Annotated in this window: 9 protein-coding genes and 1 tRNA gene; all 10 read right to left on the bottom strand. The window is 65.4% G+C overall.

Annotated elements, in window-relative coordinates; translation table 11 throughout:
• The coding region (gene rpoC, locus ACIQ6S_RS14455; protein WP_397608934.1) for a DNA-directed RNA polymerase subunit beta' at window positions 1-2,951 on the bottom strand (2,951 nt) is incomplete at its 3' end.
• Between the two features lie 29 nt (window positions 2,952-2,980).
• On the bottom strand, window positions 2,981-7,168 hold the full coding sequence (rpoB, locus tag ACIQ6S_RS14450) for a DNA-directed RNA polymerase subunit beta (protein ID WP_397608933.1): 4,188 nt from the start codon (window positions 7,166-7,168) through the stop codon (window positions 2,981-2,983).
• A 240-nt stretch (window positions 7,169-7,408) separates the two neighbouring features.
• Complete coding sequence (gene rplL / locus ACIQ6S_RS14445; protein WP_297867605.1) at window positions 7,409-7,780, bottom strand: 50S ribosomal protein L7/L12; 372 nt, start codon at window positions 7,778-7,780, stop codon at window positions 7,409-7,411.
• A gap of 48 nt (window positions 7,781-7,828) precedes the next feature.
• Window positions 7,829-8,326 carry a 50S ribosomal protein L10 gene (rplJ, locus tag ACIQ6S_RS14440; protein WP_297867604.1) on the bottom strand — a complete coding sequence of 166 codons (498 nt, stop codon included), beginning with the start codon at window positions 8,324-8,326 and terminating at the stop codon, window positions 7,829-7,831.
• A gap of 326 nt (window positions 8,327-8,652) precedes the next feature.
• Window positions 8,653-9,357 carry a 50S ribosomal protein L1 gene (rplA, locus tag ACIQ6S_RS14435; RefSeq protein WP_297867603.1) on the bottom strand — a complete coding sequence of 235 codons (705 nt, stop codon included), beginning with the start codon at window positions 9,355-9,357 and terminating at the stop codon, window positions 8,653-8,655.
• A 3-nt stretch (window positions 9,358-9,360) separates the two neighbouring features.
• Window positions 9,361-9,789, bottom strand: a complete 429-nt coding sequence (gene rplK / locus ACIQ6S_RS14430) for a 50S ribosomal protein L11 (RefSeq protein WP_297877465.1) — start codon at window positions 9,787-9,789, stop codon at window positions 9,361-9,363.
• 225 nt (window positions 9,790-10,014) lie between these two features.
• Window positions 10,015-10,575, bottom strand: a complete 561-nt coding sequence (nusG, locus tag ACIQ6S_RS14425; protein ID WP_297867601.1) for a transcription termination/antitermination protein NusG — start codon at window positions 10,573-10,575, stop codon at window positions 10,015-10,017.
• Entirely contained in the window at window positions 10,572-10,964 is a 393-nt protein-coding gene (gene secE / locus ACIQ6S_RS14420; RefSeq protein WP_397574249.1) for a preprotein translocase subunit SecE, read from the bottom strand. Before secE ends, nusG begins: the two co-directional genes overlap by 4 nt.
• A gap of 42 nt (window positions 10,965-11,006) precedes the next feature.
• A tRNA-Trp gene (locus ACIQ6S_RS14415) sits at window positions 11,007-11,082 on the bottom strand.
• A 101-nt stretch (window positions 11,083-11,183) separates the two neighbouring features.
• Window positions 11,184-11,744: EF-Tu/IF-2/RF-3 family GTPase (locus ACIQ6S_RS14410; protein WP_397608932.1), on the bottom strand; the 561-nt coding region annotated here is incomplete at its 5' end.

Genomic DNA, 11,744 nt, shown 5'->3' with positions numbered 1-11,744 from the left:
GACAGTTCGCCCGAACGCGACACGGCCACGAGATGGCCGGCCGAATGGGCGACCGTCTTGAGGTGGGTGAACTTGATCGAACCGGTCGTCTTGACGGTGATGTTGTCGACGGCGGCAGCTCGCGACGCAGCACCACCGATGTGGAAGGTACGCATCGTCAGCTGCGTGCCCGGCTCACCGATCGACTGCGCGGCGATGACGCCGACCGCTTCGCCCTGATTCACCAAGTGGCCACGGGCCAGGTCACGGCCGTAGCACATGGCGCAGATGCCGAAGCTGGCTTCGCAGTTGATCGAGGAGCGCACCTTGATGCTCTGCACGCCGGCGGCGTCGAGCTTGTCGACCCACTTCTCGTCGAGCAGGGTGTTGCGGGTGACGATCGGCTCCTCGTCGTTGCCCGGCAGGAACACGTCCTCGGCCACGACGCGACCCAGCACGCGGTCGCGCAGGGCTTCGGTGACTTCGCTGCCTTCGACGATCGGGGTCAGCGTCAGGCCGGTGGTCGTGCCGCAGTCGACTTCCGTCACCACCACGTCCTGCGCCACGTCGACGAGACGACGGGTCAGGTAACCGGAGTTCGCCGTCTTCAACGCGGTGTCCGCGAGGCCCTTACGGGCGCCGTGGGTCGAGATGAAGTACTGGAGGACGTTCAGGCCTTCGCGGAAGTTCGCGGTGATCGGCGTCTCGATGATCGAGCCGTCCGGCTTCGCCATCAGGCCGCGCATACCGGCCAGCTGGCGGATCTGGGCCTGCGAACCACGCGCGCCCGAGTCGGCCATGATGTAGATCGAGTTCATCGACTTCTGGTCGACCATCTCGCCCTTGGCGTTCTTCACCTTGTCGGTGCCGATGGTGTCCATCATCGCCTTGGCGATCTGCTCGTTCGTACGCGACCAGATGTCCACGACCTTGTTGTAGCGCTCGCCCGAGGTGACCAGGCCCGACTGGTACTGGTTCTGGATCTCCAGCACCTCGGCTTCGGCCTTGGCGAGGATGTCCTTCTTCTCGTTCGGGATGGTCATGTCGTCGATGCCGACCGACACGCCCGCGCGGGTGGCGTTCGAGAAGCCGGTGTACATCAGCTTGTCGGCGAACACGACGGTGTGCTTCAGGCCGAGCTGGCGGTAGCAGCCGTTGATGAGGCGGCTGATGGCCTTCTTGTTGAGCTCGGTGTTGACCATCGTGAAGGACAGGCCTTCCGGCAGGATCTCGGCCAGCAGCGCGCGGCCAACGGTCGTGTCGTACACGGTCGACTTGCGGCTGGTCTCACCCGACTCCGACTTCACGGTCTCGGCGACACGCACCTTGACCTTGGCGTGCAGCTCGACGGTGCGGTTGTCGTAGGCGCGGCGGACTTCCGCCACGTTGGCGAACACCATGCCCTCGCCCTTCTTGTTCTCGAGGGCGCGGGTCATGTAGTACAGGCCGAGCACGACGTCCTGCGTCGGGACGATGATCGGCTCGCCGTTCGCCGGCGACAGGATGTTGTTGGTCGACATCATCAGCGCGCGCGCTTCCAGCTGGGCTTCCAGCGAGAGCGGCACGTGGACGGCCATCTGGTCACCGTCGAAGTCGGCGTTGAAGGCCGTACAGACGAGCGGATGCAGCTGGATCGCCTTGCCTTCGATCAACACGGGCTCGAAAGCCTGGATGCCGAGACGGTGCAGGGTCGGTGCGCGGTTCAGCAGCACCGGATGCTCGCGGATGACTTCCTCGAGGATGTCCCACACCACAGCTTCTTCGCGCTCAACGAGCTTCTTGGCCGCCTTGATGGTGGTGGCCAAGCCGCGACGCTGCAGCTTCGAGAAGATGAAGGGCTTGAACAGCTCAAGCGCCATTTTCTTCGGCAGGCCGCACTCGTGCAGACGCAGGGTCGGGCCGACCACGATGACCGAACGGCCCGAGTAGTCGACGCGCTTGCCGAGCAGGTTCTGGCGGAAGCGACCCTGCTTGCCCTTGATCATGTCGGCGAGCGACTTGAGCGGGCGCTTGTTGGTGCCGGTGATGGCGCGGCCGCGACGACCGTTGTCCATCAGCGCATCGACCGACTCCTGCAGCATGCGCTTCTCGTTGCGCACGATGATGTCCGGCGCGTTGAGCTCGAGCAGGCGCTTGAGGCGGTTGTTGCGGTTGATGACGCGGCGGTACAGATCATTGAGATCCGACGTCGCGAAACGGCCACCGTCCAGCGGGACCAGCGGACGCAGGTCCGGCGGGAGCACCGGCAGCACGGTCATGACCATCCACTCCGGGCGGTTGCCGGAGTCGAGGAAGGCCTCGACGAGCTTGATGCGCTTGGTGAGGCGCTTCAGCTTGGTCTCGGAGTTGGTGCTGGCGATCTCTTCCTTCAGGCGGAGCAGCTCGGCCTGGAGGTCGATGGTGCGCAGCAGCTCGTGGATGGCCTCGGCGCCCATGTAGGCCTCGAAGTCATCGCCGTGCTCCTGGCGCGCCTGCATCAGCTGCTCTTCGTTCATCAGCGAGCCGCGCTCGAGCGGAGTCAGGCCCGGCTCGGTCACGACGAAGGCTTCGAAGTACAGGATGCGTTCGATGTCGCGCAGCGTCATGTCCAGCATGAGGCCGATGCGCGAGGGCAGCGACTTCAGGAACCAGATGTGGGCGACCGGCGAGGCGAGCTCGATGTGGCCCATGCGCTCGCGGCGGACCTTGGCCAGCGTCACTTCCGTGCCGCACTTCTCGCAGACCACGCCGCGGTGCTTCATGCGCTTGTACTTGCCGCACAGGCACTCGTAGTCCTTGATCGGACCGAAGATGGCGGCGCAGAACAGGCCGTCACGCTCCGGCTTGAACGTACGGTAGTTGATGGTCTCCGGCTTCTTCACTTCGCCGTAGGACCACGAGCGGATCAGGTCCGGGGACGCCAGGCCGATCTTGATCGAGTCGAAATCAAGGGTCGGGCGCTGCTGGTTGAACAGGTTGAGTAGATCTTTCATGGCTTGATTCTCCAGTCAGTCGCGCGCGATCACTGCTCGTCCAGCTCGATATTGATACCGAGCGAACGGATTTCCTTCACCAGCACGTTGAACGACTCCGGCATGCCGGCGACCATCTCGTGGTCGCCGTCGACGACGTTCTTGTACATCTGGTTTCGGCCCTGCACGTCGTCGGACTTGACGGTCAGCATTTCCTGCAGCGTGTACGCCGCGCCGTAGGCTTCGAGCGCCCACACTTCCATCTCGCCGAAGCGCTGGCCACCGAACTGCGCCTTGCCGCCCAGCGGCTGCTGGGTGACGAGCGAGTACGGGCCGGTCGAACGCGCGTGCATCTTGTCGTCGACGAGGTGGTTGAGCTTCAGCATGTGCATGTAGCCGACCGTGACCTTGCGGTCGAAGGACTCGCCGGTGCGGCCGTCGAACAGCGTGACCTGGGTCTTGCTGTCGCTCATGTTGAGCAGCTGGGTGTGCGCGTCGTCGCTCGGGTAGGCGAGCTCGAGCATGTGCTTGATCTCGGCCTCGGCCGCGCCGTCGAACACCGGGGTGGCCATCGGCACGCCGTCGGTGAGGTTCTTGGCGAGGTTGAGGAGCTCCGAGTCGTTGAACTGCTTCAGGTCGACGCGGGTGCTGCCCGAGATCTTCTTGTCGTGGTTGTAGATCTTGTCGAGGAACTCGCGGAGGTCGGCGATCTTGGCCTGCGCTTCCAGCATCTTCTGGATGCGCTCGCCGAGGCCCTTGGCGGCGAAGCCGAGGTGGGTCTCGAGGATCTGGCCGATGTTCATTCGGCTCGGCACGCCCAGCGGGTTCAGCACGATGTCGACGGTGCGGCCGTCGGCCATGTGCGGCATGTCCTCGACCGGGACGATCGTCGACACGACACCCTTGTTGCCGTGGCGGCCGGCCATCTTGTCGCCCGGCTGGATGCGGCGCTTCACGGCCAGGTAGACCTTGACCATCTTGAGCACGCCCGGGGCGAGGTCGTCGCCCTGCGTGATCTTGCCGCGCTTGTCCTGGAAGCGCTTCTCGAACTCGGCCTTGTGGGCTTCGATCTGCTTCTGCGCGTTCTCGATCGCCTCGGCGGCGTCGTCATCCTTCATGCGAAGGGTGAACCAGTCGTCCTTCTTCAGGCTGTCGAGGTACTCGGCGGTGACGTCGGCCTTCTTCAGGCCGTTCGGGCCGCCATTGGCCGTGCGGCCGATGAGCTGGCCACGCAGGCGGGCGAAGATCGCGCTCTCGAGGATGCGGAACTGGTCGTCGAAGTCCTTCTTGACGCGCTTGATCTCGGAATCCTCGATCTGCTTGGCGCGCTTGTCCTTCTCGATGCCGTCGCGGGTGAAGACCTGGACGTCGATGACCGTGCCGTCCATGCCCGGGGGCACGCGCAGCGAGCTGTCCTTCACGTCCGAGGCCTTCTCGCCGAAGATCGCGCGGAGCAGCTTCTCTTCCGGCGTCAGCTGGCTCTCGCCCTTCGGCGTGACCTTGCCCACCATGATGTCGCCAGCGCGCACTTCGGCACCGATGTACACCACGCCCGACTCGTCGAGGCGCGACAGCGCCTGCTCGGAGACGTTCGGGATGTCGGCGGTGATTTCCTCCGGGCCCAGCTTGGTGTCGCGGGCGACGCAGGTCAGCTCTTCGATGTGGATCGTGGTGTAACGATCCTGCTCGACGACGCGCTCCGAGAGGAGGATCGAGTCTTCGAAGTTGTAGCCGTTCCACGGCATGAACGCGACCAGCATGTTCTGGCCGAGCGCGAGCTCGCCGATGTCGGTCGACGGGCCGTCGGCGAGGACGTCGCCGCGGGCCACGCGATCACCCACGTTCACCAGCGGACGCTGGTTGATGCAGGTGTTCTGGTTGGAACGCTGGTACTTGATGAGCGTGTAGATGTCGACGCCGGCGTCGTTGGCACCGACTTCGTCTTCGTTGGCGCGCACGACGATACGGCCGGCGTCGATCTGGTCGACGACGCCGCCACGGCGGGCGTTCACGGTGACGCCCGAGTCACGCGCCACGGCGCGCTCGATGCCGGTACCGACCAGCGGCTTCTGCGAACGCAGCGTCGGCACGGCCTGGCGCTGCATGTTCGCGCCCATCAGCGCGCGGTTGGCGTCGTCGTGCTCGAGGAAGGGCACGAGGGCGGCGGCGACGGACACCGACTGCATGGGCGAGACGTCCATGTAGTGGATTTCCGCCGGCGGCTTCAGCAGCGCTTCGCCCTGCTGGCGGCAGGTCACGAACTCGGCGGTGAAGGCGTTCTTGTCGTCCAGCTCGGCGTTGGCCTGGGCGATGGTGTACTCGTTCTCTTCGATCGCCGACAGGAACTCGACGTCGTCGGTCACCTTGCCGTTGACGACCTTGCGGTACGGCGTCTCGAGGAAGCCGTAGCGGTTGGTGCGGGCGTAGACGGCGAGCGAGTTGATCAGGCCGATGTTCGGGCCTTCCGGCGTTTCGATGGTGCAGACGCGGCCGTAGTGGGTCGGGTGCACGTCGCGCACTTCGAAGCCGGCGCGCTCGCGGGTCAGGCCGCCCGGGCCGAGGGCCGACACGCGACGCTTGTGCGTGACTTCCGACAGCGGGTTGTTCTGGTCCATGAACTGCGACAGCTGCGAGGAGCCGAAGAACTCCTTGATCGCGGCGGCCACCGGCTTGGCGTTGATCAACTCCTGCGGGGTCAGGCCTTCCGACTCGGCCAGCGACAGGCGCTCCTTGACGGCGCGCTCGACGCGGACGAGGCCGACGCGGAACACGTTCTCGGCCATTTCGCCGACCGAACGCACGCGACGGTTGCCCAGGTGGTCGATGTCGTCGACGACGCCGCGGCCATTGCGGATCTCGCACAGCGTGCGGATGACGTCCAGGATATCCGAGGTCTGGCCGTTCGTTGCGATCAGGCGCTTGGCCTCTTCGCCGTTCTGCGCCGAGAAGTACTTGCTGTCGAACAGCACCGACTCGCCCGTCACTTCCTTGCGGCCGACGCGGCGGTTGAACTTCATGCGGCCGACGCCCGAGAGGTCGTAGCGCTCGAAGGTGAAGAACAGGTTGTGGAACAGGTTCTGCGCGGCGTCCTTGGTGGGCGGCTCGCCCGGACGCATCATGCGGTAGATCTCGACCAGCGCTTCCAGCTGGGTGCGCGTGCTGTCGCTGCGCAGGGTGTTCGAGATGTACGGACCGCGGTCGAGGTCGTTGACCCACAGCGTGCCGAACGAGGCGACGCCGGCCTTGCGGAACTTGACCAGCAGGGCGTCGTCGATCTCGTCGTTCGCGACCGAGAGCAGCTCGCCGGTCTTCGGATCGGCGACGTCGTGCGCGAGGATGCGGCCGACCAGGTAGTCGTCCGGCACTTCCAGCGTGCCGATCTTGGCCTGCTCGAGCTGGCGGACGTGGCGCGCAGTAATGCGCTTGCCGGCCTCGACGAGCACGTTGCCGTTGGCAACGAGGTCGAAGTTCAGCGTCTCGCCCTTCAGGCGCTCGGCGACCAGCGACAGCTCGGCGCCTTCCTTCGGCAGCAGCGCGAAGGTGTTGATCTCGAAGAACTGCTGCAGCATTTCCTCGTTGCTGTAGCCCAGCGCGCGCAGCAGGACGGTCACCGGCAGCTTGCGGCGACGGTCGATGCGGGCGTAGACCATGTCCTTCGGGTCGAACTCGAAGTCGAGCCACGAACCACGGTAGGGGATGATGCGGGCGCTGTAGAGCAGCTTGCCCGAGCTGTGCGTCTTGCCGCGGTCGTGATCGAAGAACACGCCGGGCGAGCGGTGCAGCTGCGAGACGATGACGCGCTCGGTGCCGTTGACGATGAAGGTGCCGTTCTCGGTCATCAGGGGCATTTCGCCCATGTAGACCTCCTGCTCCTTCACGTACTTCACGGCCTTGGTCGACGACTCGCGGTCGTAGATCACCAGGCGGACGGTCACACGCAGCGGCGCGCCGTAGGTGAGGCCACGGTTGTGGCACTCGCGGACGTCGAACGGCGGCTCGCCGAGACGGTAGCTGACGTACTCGAGGGCGGCATTGCCCGAGTAGCTCGAGATCGGGAAGACCGACTTGAGGGCGGCGTGCAGGCCCTGCTCGGCGCGCTTGCCGGCGGGGGCGCCCTCCTGCAGGAACTCACGGTAGGAATCCATCTGGATGGCAAGCAGGTAGGGCACGTCGAGGACGGCGCGGCGCTTGCCGAAATCCTTGCGGATGCGCTTCTTTTCGGTGAACGAGTACGTCATGGGGACCTTCAGGCTCTGTGAGCTGTGGGGGTCAAGTGGCCAGTGGGAAGCCGCTGGTATTGCCGGCACCAGCACGCCTTCTGCTGCTGCTTCTCACTGTCCACTCGGTGCATGGAGCGGTTGTCGCGGTGGATTCAGGCCGCCGAGGCGAACGAACGCCCTGAAACGGCCAAAGGCCGGGGGCTTTCGCCCCCAGCCTTGGTGGTGTCGCCGGCGATGACGCGGCGACCCAAGTGACGCTTACTTGAGCTCGACGGTGGCGCCGGCGGCCTCGAGGTCCTTCTTGAACTTCGCGGCGTCGTCCTTCGAGACGGCTTCCTTGACGTTCTGCGGGGCACCCTCGACGAGGTCCTTCGCTTCCTTCAGGCCCAGGCCGGTGATGGCGCGGACGGCCTTGATGACTTCGACCTTCTTCTCGCCGGCGGCCTTCAGGACGACGGTGAACTCGGTCTGCTCTTCGACGACGGCGGCAACGGCGGGGCCGGCAGCCATCACGACCGGGGCGGCGGCGGAGACGCCGAACTTCTCTTCCATCGCCTTGACGAGGTCCATGATTTCCATCAGGGACTTGGTGGCGATCGCTTCGATGATCTGATCGTTGGACAGGGACATGTTGTTTACCTCTGGAAAGTTGCTAATGCAGTCGGGGTCGCGGGGCGGTCAGGCCGTGGCTTCCTGCTTCTCGGCAATCGCCTTGAACGCGCGGGCCACACGGGTGGCCGGCTCGACGAGCGTGCTGAGGAACATGGACAGGGCCTGGTCGCGGGTCGGCAGCGAGGCGAGGACTTCGAGGTGGGCGGCCGGATAAGCCTTGCCACCGATCGAGACGACCTTTGCCTTCAGCTTGTCGTTGCCCTTGGCGAACTCCTTGATCAGGCGACCGGCAGAGCCGGGCTCCTCGGTCGAGAACGCGTAAAGCAGCGGGCCGGTGAGCTGGTCCTGGGTGCACTCGAACTCGGTGCCCGCGACAGCGCGCGAAGCCAACGTGTTCTTGACGACCTTCAGGTAGACACCGGTCTCGCGAGCCTTCTTGCGCATCGCCGTCATCTGGGAGACGGTGACGCCTGCGTACTCGGCAGCGACCAGGGAGTGGGCCGTGGCAGCAACCGCCGCGACTTCCGCGACGACTTCATGCTTCTGGGACAGATTGAGAGCCATTGCACTCCTCCTAACTTCAATCCACCTCCTGCTCCAGCAGGGGGTGGCACCTTGGGCGGCGGCTTCCGTGCACGCCGGGACGCGTGGGCGTCCGTGGTGGCCTCTCCAGAGAATCCTGAAGAAGGTGCACCATCTGCGCAGGACAGGCCTTTCGGCCGGATTAAGCGGGCCCGCTTGGGTCGACGGCGATTCCTTGCCTTTCGTGCATCCCTGCCCGACGTCGATCCGCGCTGACCGCACCTGCGGTCTTAGATGGCCCCCGCGGGATGCGGGCGCCTTCTAAATTGCGCCGCCGCGAACCCGAGGGCCGCGGCGGACTTGAACCCTTACTTCGCGAGCGACAGGCTGGCCTGGTCGATCGCAACGCCGACGCCCATCGTCGAGCTCAGCGAGATCTTCTGCAGGTACTGGCCCTTGGCGGTCGCCGGCTTGGCCTTGACCAGGTCGGCGAGCAGCGCGTGCAGATTCTGCGACAGCGCTTCGGCCGAGAAGCTGGCCTTGCCGATGGTGCAGTGGATGATGCCGGCCTTGTCGGTGCGGTAACGGACCTGGCCCGACTTGGCGTTCTTCACGGCTTCAGCCGGATTGGCCGAGACCGTGCCGACCTTCGGGTTCGGCATCAGGCCGCGCGGGCCGAGGACCTGGCCCAGCTTGCCGACGACGCGCATGGCGTCCGGCGTGGCGATGACGACGCCGTAGTTCAGGTCGCCAGCCAGCATCTTGTCGGCGAGGTCGTCCATGCCCACGGCTTCCGCACCGGCGGCCAGGGCTTCGTCAGCCTTGGCGCCCGGGGGGCAGAACACTGCGACGCGAACGGTCTTGCCGGTGCCGGCGGGCAGCACGGTCGAGCCGCGCACCTGCTGGTCCGACTTCTTGGCATCGACACCGAGACGCACGGCGACGTCCACCGACTCGACGAACTTCGTCTTGGTGTTCTTGGTGATGATGTCCAGCGCGTCGTTCAGCGCGTAGGTCTTGCCCGGGACGACGAGGGCCGACAGGGCCTTGTAACGCTTCGAAATCTTTGCCATGGCTTAACCCTCCACCACCAGACCCATGGAACGGGCCGAGCCCGCAATCGTGCGCACCGCGGCGTCGAGGGAAGCGGCCGTCAGGTCGGCTTCCTTCTGCTTCACGATGGCTTCCAGCTGGGCGCGGGTGACCTTGCCCACCTTCTCGGTGTTCGGACGCTTCGAACCCGAAGCGATGCCGACGGCCTTCTTCAGCAGCACCGAAGCCGGCGTGCTCTTGGTGATGAAGGTGAAGGTACGGTCCGAGTAGGCCGTGATGATGACCGGCGTCGGCAGACCCGGTTCGAGCTTGGAGGTCGCGGCGTTGAACGCCTTGCAGAACTCCATGATGTTCAGGCCGCGCTGACCCAGCGCAGGACCGACCGGCGGCGAGGGGTTGGCCTGACCGGCCTTCACCTGCAGCTTGATGTAACCAACAACCTTCTTTGCCATGACTGCTCTCCGGGTGCATGCGGCTGCGCAACGCAGCCTCCCCATCGTTTCCAGGGAATGACGTGCCCTAGCTTCACGCGACCCCGAAGGGAAGCCCGCAAGCTTACCCCAGGAGGACGGAACCTTCCTGAACGACGACACGGCGGGCATCCGGCCCTGCCGGAACCCTGCCGCGACGTGGGGCCGAAGCCCTGGCGAACCCGGGCCAAGGGCCCCGGCTCTGGCTTAGGCCTTTTCGACCTGCCCGAATTCGAGCTCGACCGGGGTCGAGCGGCCGAAGATCATCACCGCGACGCGCAGGCGGCTGCGCTCGTAGTTGACCTCTTCGACGGTGCCGTTGAAGTCGTTGAACGGACCATCCACGACGCGGACCATCTCGCCCGGCGCGAACAGCACCTTCGGCTTCGGCTTGTCGACGCCTTCCTGCACGCGGGCGAGGATGGCATCGGCTTCGCTGTCGCGGATCGGCAGCGGGCGCTCGGCCGTGCCACCGATGAAGCCCATGACCTTCGGGGTTTCCTTGATCAGGTGCCAGCTCTCGTTGTCGATGCGCGGGATACCCGCCTCGTCGGTGGTCTCGATCTGCACCAGCACGTAGCCGGGGAAGAACTTCCGCTCCGACTTGCGCTTCTGCCCGGCGCGCATCTCGACCACTTCTTCGGTCGGGACGAGCACCTGGCCGAACCGGTCCTGCATCTCGAAGCGCGCGATGCGCGTCTCGAGGGCCTTGGCGACCTGGTTCTCGAACCCCGAATAGGCGTGGACCACGTACCAGCGCTTGCTCATGCCGCACCTCCGTTCTGCTCGAGGAGCGCACGCACGCCCTGCGAAATGACGTAATCGAAGCCGGCGAGGACCAGGCTGACGATGACCACCACGATGAGGATCACGATCGTCGTACGGATCGACTCATCGGTGCTGGGCCACACCACCTTGCGGAGCTCGAACAGCGATTCCTTGACGAATTCCTGCGCCTCGCGGCCCTTGGCCGTGAACGCGGCGACCGCGCCCGCGGCCACGATCGCGAGGATCACGACCAGCACGCGGACCGGCGTCGGCCAGGACAGCAGGTACCAGCCAGCGATGCCGGCGGCGACAAGCAGGATCGCCGCCGCGTACTTGGCCAGATCCAGCGGATTCACCGCGGAGCTCGTCGATTCGACCTTGGTGTTCATGTGCATCCCGGCCGCGCCCCGGGGGAACGACGACCTTGTTGGTGGCACGCCAGGAGGGACTCGAACCCCCAACCTGCGGTTTTGGAGACCGCTGCTCTGCCAATTGAGCTACTGGCGTACGTTGTTGAAGCGATTGACCTGAAAACGGCAATGGCGGACCGTGGAGCGGCCCGCCATCCCGTGCGGAAACAGCGCCGGGACGGCGCGGTTCGCGCGAGTTTACTTGATGATCTTGGCCACGACGCCGGCGCCGACGGTGCGGCCGCCTTCGCGGATCGCGAAGCGCAGGCCTTCATCCATCGCGACGGGGGCGATCAGCGTCACCACCATCTTGATGTTGTCACCCGGCATCACCATCTCGACGCCTTCCGGCAGCTCGATGGAACCCGTCACGTCCGTCGTGCGGAAGTAGAACTGCGGGCGGTAACCCTTGAAGAACGGCGTATGACGACCGCCCTCTTCCTTCGACAGCACATACACTTCCGACTCGAACGTCGTGTGCGGCTTGATCGAGCCCGGCTTCGCCAGAACCTGACCGCGCTCCACGTCGTCACGCTTCGTGCCGCGCAGCAGCAGGCCCGCGTTGTCGCCCGCCTGGCCCTGGTCCAGCAGCTTGCGGAACATCTCGATGCCCGTGACCGTCGTCTTCTGCGTGTCGCGGATGCCGACGATCTCGATTTCCTCGCCGACCTTGATGATGCCGCGCTCGATGCGGCCCGTCACCACCGTGCCACGACCCGAGATCGAGAACACGTCTTCGACCGGCATCAGGAACGGACG

The organism is Silanimonas sp. (assembly GCF_044377035.1).
Classification (GTDB): domain Bacteria; phylum Pseudomonadota; class Gammaproteobacteria; order Xanthomonadales; family Xanthomonadaceae; genus Silanimonas.
This window is presented reverse-complemented; position numbering and strand designations above follow the sequence as displayed.

Coding starts and splice junctions, on each gene's coding strand:
- rpoB (WP_397608933.1), bottom strand. CDS start 7,168: ATGACGTACTCGTTCACCGAAAAGAAGCGCATCCGCAAGGATTTCGGC.
- rplL (WP_297867605.1), bottom strand. CDS start 7,780: ATGTCCCTGTCCAACGATCAGATCATCGAAGCGATCGCCACCAAGTCC.
- rplJ (WP_297867604.1), bottom strand. CDS start 8,326: ATGGCTCTCAATCTGTCCCAGAAGCATGAAGTCGTCGCGGAAGTCGCG.
- rplA (WP_297867603.1), bottom strand. CDS start 9,357: ATGGCAAAGATTTCGAAGCGTTACAAGGCCCTGTCGGCCCTCGTCGTC.
- rplK (WP_297877465.1), bottom strand. CDS start 9,789: ATGGCAAAGAAGGTTGTTGGTTACATCAAGCTGCAGGTGAAGGCCGGT.
- nusG (WP_297867601.1), bottom strand. CDS start 10,575: ATGAGCAAGCGCTGGTACGTGGTCCACGCCTATTCGGGGTTCGAGAAC.
- secE (WP_397574249.1), bottom strand. CDS start 10,964: ATGAACACCAAGGTCGAATCGACGAGCTCCGCGGTGAATCCGCTGGAT.